Origin of the sequence: Burkholderia sp. WTPI3 (assembly GCF_021483755.1) — a bacterium.
In the GTDB taxonomy this organism is placed as follows: Bacteria; Pseudomonadota; Gammaproteobacteria; order Burkholderiales; family Burkholderiaceae; genus Burkholderia.
In genome coordinates this window covers 17845-33008 of the sequence record NZ_JAGIXF010000072.1, presented here as the reverse complement: position 1 = coordinate 33008, position 15164 = coordinate 17845, and the positions used below count along the sequence as shown (strand labels likewise).

At 66.8% G+C, this 15164-nt stretch carries 15 protein-coding genes; 5 read left to right on the top strand and 10 right to left on the bottom strand.

Annotated features, from left to right (window positions below; genetic code table 11):
- The 7 genes from J7024_RS28645 to J7024_RS28615 form a co-directional block, all read right to left on the bottom strand.
- Positions 1-1113: chromate transporter (locus tag J7024_RS28645; RefSeq protein ID WP_234745661.1), on the bottom strand; the 1113-nt coding region annotated here is incomplete at its 3' end.
- 202 nt (positions 1114-1315) lie between these two features.
- Complete coding sequence (locus J7024_RS28640) at positions 1316-3655, bottom strand: bifunctional diguanylate cyclase/phosphodiesterase (protein WP_124827654.1); 2340 nt, start codon at positions 3653-3655, stop codon at positions 1316-1318.
- Positions 3656-3873: 218 nt separating this feature from the next.
- Entirely contained in the window at positions 3874-4755 is an 882-nt protein-coding gene (locus tag J7024_RS28635) for a PhzF family phenazine biosynthesis protein (protein ID WP_124827728.1), read from the bottom strand.
- 13 nt (positions 4756-4768) lie between these two features.
- On the bottom strand, positions 4769-5227 hold the full coding sequence (locus J7024_RS28630) for a RidA family protein (protein WP_124827653.1): 459 nt from the start codon (positions 5225-5227) through the stop codon (positions 4769-4771).
- Between the two features lie 46 nt (positions 5228-5273).
- On the bottom strand, positions 5274-6455 hold the full coding sequence (locus J7024_RS28625; protein ID WP_124827652.1) for an aminotransferase-like domain-containing protein: 1182 nt from the start codon (positions 6453-6455) through the stop codon (positions 5274-5276).
- A gap of 152 nt (positions 6456-6607) precedes the next feature.
- The gene (locus J7024_RS28620) at positions 6608-7516 is read right to left on the bottom strand and encodes a DMT family transporter (RefSeq protein ID WP_124827651.1); all 909 of its coding nucleotides are present in this window, start codon (positions 7514-7516) and stop codon (positions 6608-6610) included.
- Between the two features lie 67 nt (positions 7517-7583).
- Positions 7584-8276, bottom strand: a complete 693-nt coding sequence (locus tag J7024_RS28615) for a VOC family protein (protein ID WP_124827650.1) — start codon at positions 8274-8276, stop codon at positions 7584-7586.
- A 228-nt stretch (positions 8277-8504) separates the two neighbouring features.
- Here J7024_RS28615 and J7024_RS28610 point away from each other — a divergent pair, with 228 nt between their 5' ends.
- The 4 genes from J7024_RS28610 (at position 8505) to J7024_RS28595 (ending at position 13101) form a co-directional block, all read left to right on the top strand.
- Entirely contained in the window at positions 8505-9965 is a 1461-nt protein-coding gene (locus J7024_RS28610) for an aminotransferase-like domain-containing protein (RefSeq protein ID WP_124827649.1), read from the top strand.
- Between the two features lie 156 nt (positions 9966-10121).
- On the top strand, positions 10122-12020 hold the full coding sequence (gene htpG / locus J7024_RS28605) for a molecular chaperone HtpG (protein ID WP_124827648.1): 1899 nt from the start codon (positions 10122-10124) through the stop codon (positions 12018-12020).
- Between the two features lie 8 nt (positions 12021-12028).
- Positions 12029-12625, top strand: a complete 597-nt coding sequence (locus tag J7024_RS28600; protein WP_234745660.1) for a chorismate--pyruvate lyase family protein — start codon at positions 12029-12031, stop codon at positions 12623-12625.
- Positions 12625-13101, top strand: a complete 477-nt coding sequence (locus J7024_RS28595) for a DNA-deoxyinosine glycosylase (protein WP_175770395.1) — start codon at positions 12625-12627, stop codon at positions 13099-13101. Before J7024_RS28600 ends, J7024_RS28595 begins: the two co-directional genes overlap by 1 nt.
- A 44-nt stretch (positions 13102-13145) precedes the next feature.
- On the opposite strand, the gene J7024_RS28590 is transcribed toward J7024_RS28595, so the two are convergent.
- From J7024_RS28590 to J7024_RS28580, 3 genes are read right to left on the bottom strand one after another with little or no spacing between them, the layout of a single operon-like run.
- Positions 13146-13400: a hypothetical protein gene (locus J7024_RS28590; protein ID WP_124827646.1), complete on the bottom strand. Its 255-nt coding sequence runs from the start codon at positions 13398-13400 to the stop codon at positions 13146-13148.
- Between the two features lie 14 nt (positions 13401-13414).
- Positions 13415-13723 (bottom strand): type II toxin-antitoxin system RelE/ParE family toxin, encoded by a 309-nt coding sequence (locus J7024_RS28585; protein ID WP_124827645.1) that lies wholly within the window; start codon positions 13721-13723, stop codon positions 13415-13417.
- Entirely contained in the window at positions 13720-13998 is a 279-nt protein-coding gene (locus J7024_RS28580; protein WP_124827644.1) for a YlcI/YnfO family protein, read from the bottom strand. Before J7024_RS28580 ends, J7024_RS28585 begins: the two co-directional genes overlap by 4 nt.
- Before the next feature lie 167 nt (positions 13999-14165).
- Here J7024_RS28580 and J7024_RS28575 point away from each other — a divergent pair, with 167 nt between their 5' ends.
- Positions 14166-15083, top strand: a complete 918-nt coding sequence (locus J7024_RS28575) for a spermidine synthase (RefSeq protein ID WP_234745659.1) — start codon at positions 14166-14168, stop codon at positions 15081-15083.
- The last annotated feature ends 81 nt before the right edge of the window (positions 15084-15164 follow it).

Genomic DNA, 15164 nt, shown 5'->3' with positions numbered 1-15164 from the left:
CGCGAACGCGCCCGTGAGCCAATAGACGGGATCGGCCGGTTCGCGATGCAGGATCTTCACGACGGCGACCACAAGAAAGCCCGTCGTCGCCGCGCGCAGCAGCCGCATCCCGTGCTCGAAGCGCGAATGGCGCTTGAGCCGGAACAGGTGGTTCTTCGCGAACACGACGAGACAACCCGACGGAATGAACAGCGCGGCGGTCGCGAACAGCGCGCCGACCCAGCCGTCGGTCAGGTAGCCGAGAAACGGCACGACGTTCAGCAGCGGCCCCGGCGACACCGGCGACAACGCGAAGGCGAGCGTGAAGTCGTGATCGGAGATGCCGGTCGCAGGCGACACGAATAGCGCCTTGAGCACGGGCAATGCGGAGAAGCCGCCGCCGAACAGCGTCATGCCGGCGCCCGCGAGCCGCGGCCACAGCAGCGCCATCTGGTAGTCGCCGGGCAGCGGCAGCGCGAACAGCGCGACGAGGACGGCGAGCAGCACGAGCAGGTTGCGATCGCGCCGGGACAGCGTGAAATCGATTGCGTCGTGTTGCGGCGGCCCGGTGAGCCAGCCTGCCGCAAACGCAGCGCAGAGAATCCCGACGAACGCAGCCGGACTATGCGCGAAAGCGAGCTGAATCGTCGACAGCGCGGCGATCAGCTGTTCGAGCCGCGTGCGCGCAAGCGTGCGCAACTGCTTGAGCCACGTGACGCCGATCAGCGCGGCGAGCACCATCCCGAAGTGATTGATCAGCATCGGCGCGGCGAGCGAGCGCACGAGCGGCGTGCGATAGAAGGTCGCGAACAGCGTCATCAGTACGAAGAACGGCAGCACGCTCGCGATGCCGGCGATCCATGCGCCGGCGCGCCCGTGCAGCGTCTGGCCGACCTGCACCGCGACGTTGCATCCGACCGGACCTGGCACGAGCCATGCGAGCGCGACGAGATCGGCGAACTGGTGCGGCTCGATGCGCTGCAAGCGGTCGACATAGTGACGTTCGAGCTGCGCCATCATCGACAGCCCGCCCCACGACACCGCGGAAATGCCGGCGACGACCTTGAACAAGGTCCACAGGGATGCCTGTGCCCGCTCGACACGTTCGGCCGCTTCGACTTCGACGGTTGTCATGATTGTGCTGTTGGCGCAGGGCCCGATCTCGCGCATAGGGACATGCCGGCGGCCTGCCGGCACGATGGCCCTCCCAATTGTCCGCCGCGCATCGTGACACTGCCATGCGCGAAAACGCTAGTTAATGAACTAAACGATCGGATCGGAAGCCGAAATGATCGGCGTGCGGCACGACGCGTGCCGTGTGCGGTGTGTGGTGTGCTTACGCGCCGGCGTTGCCGGCCGCGCGATGTGCGATCACGTTCGCTTGCTCGCCGCGCACGCCGAAGCGTTCGATCAACGCGGGAATCGCGTCGGCCGGTACGGGCCGCGAAAACAGGAAGCCCTGCGCTTCGATCTCGCCGAGCGCGGACAGCCATGCGATCTGCTCCTCGGTTTCGGTGCCTTCGACGACGACCGTGAGACCGAGCGAGCGCGCGAGATGCACGATCGACGACACCATCACGCATACGCTGCGATCGTTCGGGATCGCCTGCACGAACGAGCGGTCGACCTTGAGCGTATCGACGGAGAAGCGGTGCAGGTACGACAGCGACGAGTAGCCGGTGCCGAAATCGTCGAGCGCGATCCGGATGCCGAGCTTTTTCAGGGCGACAATCTTCTCGGAGACGAGCTCCGGATATTCCATCATCGCGGTCTCGGTGATTTCGAGCTCGAGCCGGTTCGCGTCGATGCCGGTATCGAGCAGCGCTTGCGAGATCGTCTCGATCAGGTCGCCGCGCCAGAACTGCACGGGCGAGATGTTGACCGCGAGCGTCAGGGTGTCGTGCCCGTCGTCGCGCCAGCGCGCGATCTGCGCACATGCGGTGCGGATCACGAAGTCGCCGATCGGCACGATCAGGCCGGTCGATTCGGCGATCGAAATGAATTCGTTCGCGGAGATGATGCCGTGCTCCGGATGATCCCAGCGCGCGAGCGCCTCGAAGCCCGTGATCGTGCGCTGCGTGAGGTCGATCTTCGGCTGGTAGGCGAGGAAGAGCTGCCCTTCGGCGAGCGCGACGCGCAATTGCTGTTCCCAGCGCATCAGGTGATCCGCGCGGTGCGACAGGTGCGGCGCGTAGAACTGATAGCAGTTCTTGCCGGCGTCCTTCGCGCTGTACATTGCGAGGTCGGCCTTCTTCAGCAGATCGATCTCGCTTTCGTTCGCGACGGTGTGCAGCGCGATGCCGATGCTCGCATGCAGGACGAACGAGCTGCCGCGCACGTCGAACGGTTCGCTGAACAACCGGATGATCGCTTCCGCGAGCCGCACCGCGCGCCGTTCGACGTCGTCGCCCTTCATCACGACCACGAACTCGTCGCCGCCGATCCGCGCGAGCGAGCCTTCGTCGCCGACCGCATCGGACAGGCGCGACGCGGTCATCTGCAGCACGATGTCGCCGGCGTTGTGGCCGAGCGTGTCGTTGACGGTCTTGAAGTTGTCGAGATCGATGAACAGCAGGCCGAGCCGCGACAGGCTCGACGGCATCGACACGTCGTTGCGCAGCCCGCGCAGCGTCGCGTAGCGGTTCGCGAGGCCGGTGAGCAGGTCGTATTCGGCGAGCTGGGTCATCTCGCGCTCGCGGCCGAGCAGCTTGCCGATCAGCCCCGTCGCGACGCCGAAGAACGCGAGCATCGCGAGCGTGATGAAGCTCGTCATCAGCAGGTAGACGTTGCGCGTGTGGTAGTAGTCCGCGAATTCCTCGGTCTGCGACAGCCCGACCATCACCGCGAGCGGGTAGCCGTCGAGGTGGCGGTACGACACGATGCGCGTCACGCCGTCGAGCGGGTCGATGATGGTGCCCGTCACGCGCTCGGCGATCGGGTAGACGCCCGATGCGGAGAACGCGCCCGGCGCGTTGCTCACCGAGCCGGTGCGGCGCGCGAGCACGGCGCCCGTGTCGGACACGACGGCGATCACGCCTTCCTTGCCGATCGCCGCATTGTTGTAGAAGTCGTTCGTGAAGTAGCTCGGGTCTTCCGACACGACGACGATGCCCGCGAAGCTGCCGTCCGGGTTGTTCAGGCGCCGCGTCATCTGCAGCGTCCAGTGGCTCGACACGCGGCCGAGCACCGGCTTGCTGATGTACAGGCGGTCGTCGTTGTTCGCGAGATGCACCTTGAAGTGCTCGCGGTCGGACAGGTTGATCGGCTTCGGATGGAGTTCGGCGGTGTTCGCGAACAGGATGCCCTTCGCGTTGACGAGCGAGACCTGGATCAGCGTGTCGCTCGGCACGACGCCTTTTTCGACTGCGCTCGCAAGGTTGAAATGCGCGGGCGACTTCTCGAACTCGAACTTGACGAAGCGGGTGATCTGGTCGACCTGGTGGATTGCCTTGACCGTATGCTGTTCGAGCGCGGACGACAGGATGGCGGCGGATGCCGCCGCTTCCTTGTACGCGCTGTCCTTTTCGACCGACAGTCGCGCGATGATCACGGCCCACAGCAGCGCGAGCGCCAGCATCCCGAGCAGCGGGATCGCGAACAGCGCACGCCGGCGCGATTTGCGCGGCGCGCGTAGCGGCCGGTTCGGCGGCGTGTGGTTAGACCGGGCGGAGCTCATCGAAAAGGGCGGCGTCCTGCTCGCGTGAGCCATCCCCCGTCGGGATGGCCGGCTATGGTTGGGCGCACCGGCGTCTGTTCGTTCGCGGGATGCGCAACCATGGACAGACCCGCCGAAGCGACGGATTAGGCCCGATATTACTGGCTGGACGGCTTTTGCGATAGACGGGGGAATCGTAGGGTGCCGGCTTGGCCGGCACCGTCGCACATCGCGAAACGTCAGGCGGGCGCCTGGAACGTGCCGTCCACGACCGTCACGACGTGACCGCCGATCCAGATCGTGTCGTCGTCGTCATAGTGGACGAAGATGCGGCCGTCGCGGCCGATCGCCGTGCCCTGGCGCACCGTATACGAAGGGCCGGGGCGGCGTTGCTGGCGGCTCAGCAGGCCGGCCAGCGCGGCATTGGCGCTGCCGGTGACGGGATCCTCGCCGACGCCGAAGCTGCCGCCCGTCATCAGGCAGCGGATTTCGAACGTGGCGGGGCCGCCATCCGGGTGCGGCGCGTAGACCGCAAGGCCGTCCGTGCCATAGCGATGGGTGATTGCCTCTAATGCGGCCTGATCGGGGGCGAGGCCGACGCAGGCGTCGGCCGACGTCAACCGCACGACGAGCCAGGGCGCGCCGTTGTCGACCGCACACGGTTCGGTATCCGGATCGATCGCATCGCATCGCAATGCGGTTGCCAGTGCCGGGTAGTCGGTGCGGTCGAGCGGCGTGAACCGTGCCGGCGGTGCGGCAAATGCCCAGCCATCGGCCCGTTCGCGCAGTTCGACCCGGCCGACTCCGCATTGCTGGATCAGCCGGCCCGGCGTGCGCGGTCGCGCACCGCTTTCCAGGAACGCGTGCGCGGTGCCGAGCGTCGGATGACCGGCGAACGGCAGCTCGCCGCCCGTCGTGAAGATCCGGACGCGGTAGTCGGCTTCCGGATCCGTCGGCGTGCAGACGAACGTCGTTTCCGACAGGTTCGTCCAGCGGGCGATCGCGAGCATGTCGTCGTCGCCGAGCGAATCGGCGTCGAACACCACGGCAAGCGCATTGCCCTTGAACGGCACCGACGTGAAGACGTCGACCTGCTTGAAGCGAACGCGGCGGCCGGTCATCGTGACGGTTGCGTTACGCAACTTCGGCGATCAGTTCGATCTCGACGCACGCGCCGAGCGGAATCTGCGCGACGCCGAATGCCGAGCGCGCATGCTTGCCCGCATCGCCGAACACTTCCGCGATCAGCTCCGACGCGCCGTTCGTGACGAGGTGCTGTTCGGTGAACTCGAGCGTCGAGTTCACGAGGCTCATCAGTTTCACGATGCGCGTGACCTTGTTCAGGTCGCCGGTGTGCGCGTGCAGCGTCGCGAGCAGGTCGATCGCGATCGAGCGGGCGGCCGCCTTGCCGTCTTCCGTCTGCAGATCGGCGCCGAGCTTGCCGGCCCAGACCTTGCCGTCCTTCTTCGCGATGTGGCCCGACAGGTAGACCGTGTTGCCGCTTTGCGCGCTCATCACGTAGGCGGCGGCCGGTGCGCCGGCGGTTGGGAGCTCGATGCCGAGCGACTTCAGTTTGTCGTAGACGTTAGCCATGTGTTCGATTCCTCGTAGAGAGTCGTGCGTGACAGGAAAAAGGGGATCAGAGACGCTCGCGCAGCAGCTTGCCGAGGCGTGCGACGCCTTCCTCGATCTTTTCGGGCGGCACCGTCACGAACGACAGGCGCAGCGTGTTCTGCTGCGGATCGTTCGCGAAGAACGGCGCGCCCGGCACGAACGCGACGTGGTTCTCGACCGCCGCTTCGAGCAGCTTCATGCTGTCGATCCGCGCGGGCAGGTTCACCCAGATGAACATCCCGCCGTCCGGGCGGTTCCACGTGACGCCTTCCGGCATGTGGCGCGCGAGCGACGCGAGCATTGCCTCGCATTGCGCGCCGTACAACTGGCGGATCGTCGGGATGTGTTCGTCGAGGAAGCCGTCCTTGATCACTTCGTGCGCGATGCGCTGCGTCAGCGTCGGCGTGTGCAGGTCGGTGGCCTGCTTGGCCTGCACGAGCTTGAAGTGGAGTTCTTCGGGGGCAATGATGTAGCCGATCCGCAGGCCCGGTGCGAGCACCTTCGAGAACGTGCCGAGGTGCACGACATGGTCCGGCGCCATCGACAGCATCGTCGGCAGCGGCTCGCCCTGGTAGTTCAGTGCGCCGTACGGATCGTCTTCCAGCACCGGGAACGGGCTCGACTGCGCGAACGCGGCGAGCGCGCGGCGGCGCTCGACGGGCAGGCGGCGGCCGGTCGGGTTCTGGAAGTTCGGCTGCGCGTACAGCAGGCGCGCGCCTTGCGTCAGTTCGGGCGTGAGGCCTTCGGGCAGCAGGCCCTGCTCGTCGGTCGGCACCTGCACGTAGCGCGGCTCGTACAGCGAGAACGATTGCAGCGCGCCGAGGTAGGTCGGCGTTTCGACGAGGATCGGGCTGTCCGGATCGATCAGCGCCTTGCCGAGCAGGTCGAGCGCCTGCTGCGAGCCGGTCGTGATCAGCACTTGCGACACGCGCACGCTGTAGCGTTCGGCGATCCATTCGCGCAGCGGCAGGTAGCCTTCGGTCGCGCTGTACTGGAGCGCCGCGGCGGGAGAGTCGCGCAGCACGCGGTCGGCCGCGGCGCGCATGCGTTCGGCCGGGAACGTCGCGGGAGCGGGCAGGCCGCCGGCGAACGAGATGACCTCGGGGCGTTCCGTGATCTTCAGGATCTCGCGGATCGCGGAGCTCGTCAGCTTGCGTGCGCGTTCGGAAAGCTGCCAGTGCGGCGGATGCAGGTCGCTCGGATTCATAGTCTCCTCGTTCGGATATCGTGGTCAGTCAAGAAAGGTCGGTCAGGCAGATTGCGTCGACGCGGCCGGGTGGGCACGCGGGAGCGCGATCAGGCCGTCGCGGCTGGGTGGGCAAAACCGTTCAGGCAAAACGAACATTATGGCGCACCTCATCAACCGGCGCGAGCGGGGCGCGGGGCCGTGGCCACCGACGAGCGCCGGCCGAGCATGACGGTCGCGATCACGGCGGCCGCGAACAGCCACGTTGACGACGTTACCGTCTCGCCGAACAGCAGCGCGGAAAAGGCGATCGTGAAGAAGATCTGCAGCAATTGCACCTGGCCGACGCGCGCGATGCCGCCCATGGCGAGCCCCGCATACCACGCGAAAAAGCCGATGAATTGCGAAAAGAGGGTCACATAGACGAACGCTAGCCACGTGCGCAGCGCGAGCGGGCCGGGGTGCGCGGCATGCTGCATCCATGCGAGCCAGCCGACCGGCAGCATGAGGAACGGCGCGGACACGACGAGCGCCCAGCAGATTACCTGCCAGCCGCCGATCTGGCGCGCGAGGCGCGCGCCTTCGGCATAGCCGAGCGCGCCGATGCCGACCGCGACGAGCATCAGTGCATCGCCCGCCTGCACGGTGCCGCCGCCGTCGCGCAACGCGAACGCGATCACGAGCGCGCTGCCGGCCAGTGCGCTGGCCCAGAACGCCTTCGACGGCCGTTCGTGCGACAGCCATGCCGCGTACAGCGCGACGAACAGCGGCTGCAGGCCGTTGACGACGGCGCCGTGCGACGCCGGCACGGTTTTCATCGCCCACGCGGAGAACACCGGATACGCGATGATCACGCCGGCCGACACGACCGCGAGGCTTTTCAGTTGCGCGCGGGTGGGCAGCCGTTCGCGGCGCCACCACAGCAGCAGGCCGGCCGGTACCGCCGCGGCGAGCGCGCGGCCGAGCCCGTTGAGTAGCGGATTGAGTTCGGAGACGACGATACGCGTCATCGGCAGCGTCAGGCTGAAGATCATGACGCCGATGAGGCCGAGCAGCATGCCCCGGGTTTCGCGCGAATTCATGTCGTGGGTGTCTCCGTATTCGTGAGGTGCGTAGGGTGTGACGGGAAGGGCGGCCGTGCGTGCAGCGTCAGCGCAGCGTGCGTGCGCCCTGCGGCGTGTCGAATTCGGCGACGAGCGCGGGCGGGCCGTCGGCGGTCTCGAGATCGAGCAGGTGGGCGGCACCGAGCCAGTCGAGTTGTTCGCGGAGCGCGTCCGCGCGCGGGTGGGCGCCCTTGAGCGCCTTCAGTGCGACGCCGTCGCTCGGCAGCGATTCGGCCGGGTGGCGCGGGCTGTCCCACTGGATCAGCGACGGCAGCAGACCGTCGCCGGCGCCTTGCCATGCGGGGAACGCGCCGTCGTCGGGCACCGTGAGGCCCCAGCCGAGGTCGCCGCGCCGCATCGCGACGACCGGTGCGATCCGGGCCGGATACTGGCTCTGCCACAGCGCGAGCTGGCGCGGGCGGTCGACGCGCGCGACCCAGTGCGCGAGGAACGGCCCCTGCGCGAGCCGTTCGCGCATCGCCGGATCGTCGAGGCCGAACAACCGCGTGCGCGGCGGCGTGCCGTCGTCGCCCGTGGCGGGCGCGTCCGGATCGATCGCGATCACTTCGAGGTACAGGCCGCCCCATGCGCCGAACAGCGCGTTATGGGTGCGCATCAGCGGATGGCGGCCGCCGCCGGCCGGTTCGATGCCGAGCGCGTCGGCGACGTGGCGCACGCCTTCGTCGAGCGTGCGCGCGGCGATCACGAGATGGTCGAGGGTCAGGGAACGGGCTGGCATGAACGTCGGTCGGGAAGCGGAAGTGTCATGGTAGTCGGGCGAGGCGCCGGGCGGTTGCGGAACCCGCCGGCGCACGGGCCGCGCGGCAGGCCGGCCGGCGCGGCGTCAGTGCGGCAGGGCCGCAGCGGCGGCCGCACGCGCGCCATTCCGGTCAACTGTAATCGTCCGCACCGGCACAGTAACGGTACAATCGCCGCGATAGCCTTCGGTACAGTTGGAGCGCCGCCCATGTTCACCGTTCCCCTCGCCCAGATTCCCGCGCCGCACGACACGGCCACGCTCACGCTCGTCGACCAGCTCGTCCAGTGGGCGCGGCGCCGCATCGACGAGCGCGTGTTCCGGCCCGGCATGCGCATGCCGTCGATCCGCAAGCTCGCGCTCGACAAGAGCGTGTCGCGTTTCACCGTCGTCGAGGCATACGAACGGCTCGTCGCGCAGGGTTATCTCGATTCGCGGCGGGGTTCCGGTTTCTACGTGCGCGAGCGCACGGCCGTCGGCCCGCAGCCGGTCGACAGCGTGGCACGCGTGGCGGAGGCCGCGCCGGTACACAACACGATCGACGTCGTCTGGCTGCTGCGCAACATGCTGCATACCGCCAGTCCGGAAAAAGGGCCGGGTCTGGGCTACCTGCCGGGCCGCTGGCTCGACGGCGAGCTGATCACCGGCTCGCTGCGCGCGCTCGGGCGCCAGTCCGGCGCGCAGATGCTCGGCTTCGGCACGCCGCAGGGCTTCCTGCCGCTGCGTCAGCAACTGCAGACGCGGCTCGCGGAAGTCGAGATCGGCGCGAAGCCCGAGCAGCTCGTGCTGGTGTCGGGCATCACGCAGGCGATCGACCTGATCTCGCGGATCTACGTGCAGCCCGGCGATGCGGTGATCGTCGGCGATCCGGCATGGTTCCAGATGTTCGGCCGTTTCGCGTCGCAGGGTGCGCAGCTCGTCGGGATGCCGTACACGCCGGACGGCCCCGATCTCGACGCGCTGGAGACGCTCGTGCAGATGTGGCGGCCGAAGATGCTCGTGATCAATTCGGTGCTGCAGAACCCGACCGGCACGTCGTTGTCGGCCGCGCAGGCGTTCCGGATCCTGAAGCTCGCGGAGGCGTACGACTTCCTCGTCGTCGAGGACGACGTATACGGCGACCTGTGCCCGCCGAGCTACCCGGCCACGCGGCTCGCGAGCCTCGACCAGCTGAAGCGCGTGATCTACCTCGGCAGTTACTCGAAGACGCTCGCGGCGAACCTGCGGGTCGGCTACGTCGCATGCGCGCCGGAGATCGCGAAGGCGATCACCGACCAGAAAATGCTGGTCGGGATGACGACCCCGGAACTCAACGAGCGCGTGCTTTACAAGATCCTGACCGAAGGGCATTACCGGCGTCACGTCGAGCGCCTGCGCGCACGGCTCGACGGCGTGCGCGACAAGACCGCGCGGATGCTCGAGCGCACCGGGCTGAAGCTCTTCACGATGCCCGCGGCCGGGATGTTCCTGTGGGCCGATACGGGCGTCGATTCCGACGCGCTCGCGGCCGCCGCGCACGAGGCAGGCTTCCTGCTGACGCCGGGAAGCCTGTTCTCGCCGCAGCAGTCGCCGTCGACGTGGACGCGCTTTAACGTCGCGAACTGCGGCGATCCGGCGCTGCCGGGGTTTCTCGCGCGCTATATCGAATCGGCGGCGCGGCGCGCATCGTGACGCCGCGGCGCGCCGCCCCTTGAAATCGCGGCGCGCGTCCCCAGATACCCGCGCAAACCGCTTGCGCCAGGCGGTTGTCCTTGACGGGCCCGCCGGCATCGCGCGCCGGGCGCCTGCGCCACACCATTCAAGTTCAAGTAAGAGGAAACAGCATCCATGGCACACGAAACGATGAGCTTTCAGGCAGAGGTCAAGCAACTCCTCCACCTGATGATTCATTCGCTCTACAGCAACAAGGAAATCTTCCTGCGCGAACTGGTGTCGAACGCGTCCGACGCGGCCGACAAGCTGCGTTTCGAAGCGCTCGCGAATAACGCGCTGTACGAGAGCGATCCGAACCTGCGTATCCGCATCGGCTTCGACAAGGCCGCGCGCACGATCACGATCGAGGACAACGGCATCGGCATGAGCCGCGACGAGGCGATCGCGAACCTCGGCACGATCGCGCGTTCGGGCACCAGGGAATTCTTCACGAAGCTGTCCGGCGACCAGCAGAAGGACGCCGCGCTGATCGGCCAGTTCGGCGTCGGCTTCTATTCGGGCTTCATCGTCGCCGACAGGATCACCGTCGAGACCCGCCGTGCGGGCCTGCCGGCAAGCGAAGCCGTGCGCTGGGAAAGCGCGGGCGAGGGCGATTTCACGATCGACGCGATCGAGCGCGCGCAGCGTGGCACGACGATCACGCTGCACCTGCGTGAAGGCGAGGACGAACTGCTGTCGTCGCACCGCCTGAAGTCGATCATCCAGAAATATTCCGATCACATCGCGCTGCCGATCCTGATGCAGAAGGAAGAGTGGGATCAGGAAAAGGGCGAGATGGTCCTGAAGGACGAGGACGAAACCGTCAACCAGGCGAGTGCACTGTGGACGCGTTCGAAGAGCGACGTCACCGACGAGCAGTACACGCAGTTCTACCAGCACATCGCGCACGACCACCAGGATCCGCTCACGTGGACGCACAACCGCGTCGAGGGCCGCAGCGAATACACGCAGTTGCTGTTCGTGCCGGCGCACGCGCCGTTCGACCTGTGGAACCGCGACTATCGCGGCGGCCTGAAGCTGTATGTGAAGCGCGTGTTCATCATGGACGACGCCGAGCAGTTGCTGCCGCAATACCTGCGTTTCGTGAAAGGCGTCGTCGATTCGGCCGACCTGCCGCTGAACGTGTCGCGTGAAATCCTGCAGGAAAGCCGCGACGTGAAGGCGATCCGCGAAGGCGTGACCAAGCGTGCGCTGTCGATGCTCGAAGAGCTGGCGAACGCGGAAGAGGATGCCGGCAAGGAGAAGTACAAGACGTTCTGGGGTGCCTTCGGCCAGGTGCTGAAGGAAGGCCTCGGCGAGGATCACGCGAACCGCGAGCGCATCGCGAAGCTGCTGCGCTTCGCATCGACGCATGGCGATACCGACGCGCAGGACGTGTCGCTTGCCGACTACGTGTCGCGCATGAAGCCCGAGCAGAGCAAGATCTACTACGTGACCGCCGATACGTGGCAGGCCGCGAAGAACAGCCCGCATCTCGAAGTGTTCCGCAAGAAGGGCGTCGAGGTGCTGCTGCTGACCGATCGCGTCGACGAATGGATGCTGTCGTTCCTGCATGAATTCGACGGCAAGCCGCTCGCGAGCGTCGCCCGCGGCGATCTCGACCTCGGCGAGCTGAACGACGAGGAAAAGAAGGCGCAGGAGCAGGCGGGCGAGGCGATCAAGCCGGTCGTCGAGAAGATGAAGGAAGCGCTCGGTGACAAGGTGAAGGAAGTGCGCGTCACGTTCCGGCTGACCGATTCGCCGTCGTGTCTCGTCGCGGACGACAACGACATGAGCGGCTACCTGCAGCGGATGCTGAAGGCGGCCGGTCAGAATGCGCCGGCGATGCAGCCGATTCTCGAGATCAATCCCGAGCACGCGCTCGTGAAGCAGCTGAATGCCGACAGCGCCAATTTCGGCGACTGGTGCCATCTGCTGTTCGATCAGGCGTTGCTGGCCGAAGGCGGGATGCTCGACGATCCGGCGAGCTTCGTGAAGCGGACCAACGCGCTGCTGCTGTCGCGCACCGCGTGAACGTGCGGATGCGATTCGACGGCGCACAGGCGGGCTGGCGCGACACGCCCCGGCCCGGCTGCACGCTCGACCAGCGCGACTGGCTGACGCGCGGCGGCTCGCTGACCGCGCACCTCGCGCGGCCCGGCGGCGTGAAGGTGCGCGTGACGCGCGAGGCCGTCGATTGCCCGTGGTTCGACGAGCCGGCGGCGCTCGACAGCGCGCCGCGCGCGCCGATGTGGGTGCGCGAGGTGATCCTGTCGGTCGACGGCACGCCGTACGTCGCCGCGCACAGCATCGCGCCGCTAGCGGCCAGCAAGGGAGTCTGGCAGGCGATGCGGCGGCTGCGCACGCGACCGCTCGCGGAGCTGCTGTACAGCGATCCGCAGGTCGAGCGCTCGGCGCTTGTCAGCCGGCGCGTGATCGCCGGGCATCCGCTGTACGCGCTCGCAAGCCATGCGCTCGCGGGCGAGCGGGCACCGCATGCGTTTGCCGCGCGGCGTTCGGTGTTCCAGCGTCACGGCAAGCCGTTGATGGTCACCGAATGCATGCTGCCCGCGCTGTGGCGTCATCTCGATGCGCACGGCGACGGGCCGCGATCCGTCGGGCCGCGCGCAGGCGTGTGATGCTGCAAGGCTTTGCGCCGGTCGTCGGGCCGAATACGCATACGATGATTCTCGGCAGCTTTCCGGGCGAGGCGTCGCTCGATGCCGCGCAGTATTACGCGCATCCGCGCAATCAGTTCTGGCGGCTGTTGGGCGCGGTGCTCGACGAGCCCGGACTGCACGAGCTTGCGTATGACGCGCGGCTCAAACGTGTGCTGTCGCACGGCATCGGCATCTGGGATGTGCTCGATGCCTGCCACCGCGAAGGCAGTCTCGATTCCGCGATCCGCCATGCAAAACCGAACGACTTCGCGTCGTTGCGCGAGCATGCGCCGCTGCTGAAGAAGGTGTGTTTCAACGGGAAGACGGCGGGGCGTTTTGCCGACGTGATCGGGCAGGCCGGGTATGACACGCTCGTGCTGCCGTCGTCGAGCCCGGCGAACGCGATGTTGTCGTTCGAGCAGAAGCTGGTGCAGTGGCGGGCGATACCCGATTGACGCCGAATCGAGCGGCGGCGGCGTCCATTGTCCCCGACGCACACCTACTTGTCCTTTCCCCATCGCCACCGGGGTTTTTCGCCCTTGAGCCAGCACACGACGGTCAATAGCGCGATCAGCATCACGATGCACGCACCGTACGCGACCGGCGACCGGTGCGGCGGTGCCAGCCACGCGCTCGCGATGATCCCGATCACGAACAGCAGCAGCACGACCCACCCTTGCCACGCGACCGGCAACCCCCATCCCCAGCCGTAGCGTTTCGCCGGAAACCAGATCTTCTTGCCGTTCGAGGTCATGTGATTCCTCGTCGTCAGTGGTAGTCGCTTTCCCGCTGGTGGCGGACTGCAAGGATCGTCACCGTTTGGCCGTCGTCGATCTCGAACAATGCGACGTAGCCGGATGCGCCGAATGGAATGATCAGTTCCCGGAGAAACGGCATGGACGGATGAACTTTGCGGCAGGTGAACGGCGACGATTCAAGCGTGGCGATTCCTGACGCAATGGCTGACAACGCGCGTTCAGCCCGTTCGACCTCCGCATCGTCACGGTCGACGACGAAAGCATAAAGCCGGTCCAGGTCGTCCGATGCGTCGGACGTAAAGCGAACCGTATAGGTCATCGAGTCTGCCGCTTCCTGTCACGCAGCGTATCGAGTCGTCGACCCAGCCGTTCCAGCACTTCGGACGAAGAGACATACTCGCCGGTCCGTCGAGCTTCATCCCGTGATGCAATGCCGCGCGCAATGAATTCGCTTTGGAGCCGTCGACGTTCGATGCCTTCGCGAATCGATTGCTCGACGAAGCTCGACAGTGATTCGCCTTCCTGAAGGACATTCTCTGCGGCATCGCGCAATTCCGGCTCGACCCGGATAGATGGAAAAGTCGCAGTTTTCATCGTGATCTCTTTTGCGTCGCAATTGCGATACATTATCCCGCGTGCCCCTGTCGCCTGCAAGTCGCCCGAATGGCCAGCCGACGAGCCGCGCACTCCTCCGACGGTCCGGCGCCCCACCAATGCTATCCTCTCGTCCGCTTATCCAGCATCACCCAGCGAGATTCAACATGACCCGACTGATCAAGCGCGCGTCCGCCGAGGCGCGCGCGTTCAAGCAACGCAAGCCGTCCGCGTACAACGGTTCCGAAAAGCTCCAGCCACCGCGCGTGAAGCGCCGCCCGGAGATCGACGAACACGACGACGTGCCCGTCCTCGACGCACCGCGCAAGCCGCGTTTCGCGCCCGTCACGTTCTCTGAAGAGCGCGGCGTGCGCTTCCTGCACTTCGGCACCGAATGGGTGCAGGGCGCGATGCGGATCTCCAAGCCGCTGCATATCGAACTCGAGTACGCGCAGCAGATGATGGCGTGGCTGCTGTTCCTCGAAACGCCCGAGCGGATCGTCCAGCTCGGGCTTGGCACCGGTGCGCTGACGAAGTTCTCGCACCGCTTCCTGCCGCACGCGAAGGTCGAGGCGGTCGAACTGAACCCGGCCGTGATCGTCGCGGCGCGCACGATGTTCGCGCTGCCGCCCGACGACGCACGCCTCGTCGTGCATGAAGCCGACGCATGGGACTTCGTCAACGACGCGGCCAATCGCGGCACGACGGGCGCGCTTCAGATCGACCTGTACGATGCGACCGCGCGCGGCCCGGTGCTCGACAGCGTCGCGTTCTACCGTGCGGTGCGCGGCTGCCTCGCGGATGCGGGCATCGCGACGATCAACCTGTTCGGCGACCATCCGAGTTTCGTGCGCAACATGAAGCACCTGAGCGCGGCGTTCGACCACCGCGTGATCGCGCTGCCGGAAGTGCACGATGGCAACCGGATCGCGATCGCGTTCTCGGGCCCGGCGCTCGACGTGCCGTATGCGCAACTGGAAGCCCGCGCGAAGCTGATCGAGGACACGCTGAAGCTGCCCGCGCGCAAGTGGGTGAAAGCTTTGAAAGAAACGACGGGCGCACGCGAATCCTCGTTCGCGATCTGACGCTCGCGCGCCGGCCGCATGCCGGTGCAACCGCATGACTAGGGGCGGATCACCTCGGGTTCGCCCCCGCTTGACCGCGCG

Excerpts from the sequence above, each read along its gene's own strand:
- J7024_RS28575 (WP_234745659.1), top strand. The coding sequence starts at position 14,166 with ATGACCCGACTGATCAAGCGCGCGTCCGCCGAGGCGCGCGCGTTCAAG.
- J7024_RS28640 (WP_124827654.1), bottom strand. The coding sequence starts at position 3,655 with ATGAGCTCCGCCCGGTCTAACCACACGCCGCCGAACCGGCCGCTACGC.
- J7024_RS28615 (WP_124827650.1), bottom strand. The coding sequence starts at position 8,276 with ATGCCAGCCCGTTCCCTGACCCTCGACCATCTCGTGATCGCCGCGCGC.
- J7024_RS28580 (WP_124827644.1), bottom strand. The coding sequence starts at position 13,998 with ATGAAAACTGCGACTTTTCCATCTATCCGGGTCGAGCCGGAATTGCGC.
- J7024_RS28585 (WP_124827645.1), bottom strand. The coding sequence starts at position 13,723 with ATGACCTATACGGTTCGCTTTACGTCCGACGCATCGGACGACCTGGAC.
- J7024_RS28595 (WP_175770395.1), top strand. The coding sequence starts at position 12,625 with ATGCTGCAAGGCTTTGCGCCGGTCGTCGGGCCGAATACGCATACGATG.
- J7024_RS28630 (WP_124827653.1), bottom strand. The coding sequence starts at position 5,227 with ATGGCTAACGTCTACGACAAACTGAAGTCGCTCGGCATCGAGCTCCCA.
- J7024_RS28635 (WP_124827728.1), bottom strand. The coding sequence starts at position 4,755 with ATGACCGGCCGCCGCGTTCGCTTCAAGCAGGTCGACGTCTTCACGTCG.
- J7024_RS28620 (WP_124827651.1), bottom strand. The coding sequence starts at position 7,516 with ATGAATTCGCGCGAAACCCGGGGCATGCTGCTCGGCCTCATCGGCGTC.
- J7024_RS28600 (WP_234745660.1), top strand. The coding sequence starts at position 12,029 with ATGCGATTCGACGGCGCACAGGCGGGCTGGCGCGACACGCCCCGGCCC.
- J7024_RS28590 (WP_124827646.1), bottom strand. The coding sequence starts at position 13,400 with ATGACCTCGAACGGCAAGAAGATCTGGTTTCCGGCGAAACGCTACGGC.
- J7024_RS28625 (WP_124827652.1), bottom strand. The coding sequence starts at position 6,455 with ATGAATCCGAGCGACCTGCATCCGCCGCACTGGCAGCTTTCCGAACGC.
- htpG (WP_124827648.1), top strand. The coding sequence starts at position 10,122 with ATGGCACACGAAACGATGAGCTTTCAGGCAGAGGTCAAGCAACTCCTC.
- J7024_RS28610 (WP_124827649.1), top strand. The coding sequence starts at position 8,505 with ATGTTCACCGTTCCCCTCGCCCAGATTCCCGCGCCGCACGACACGGCC.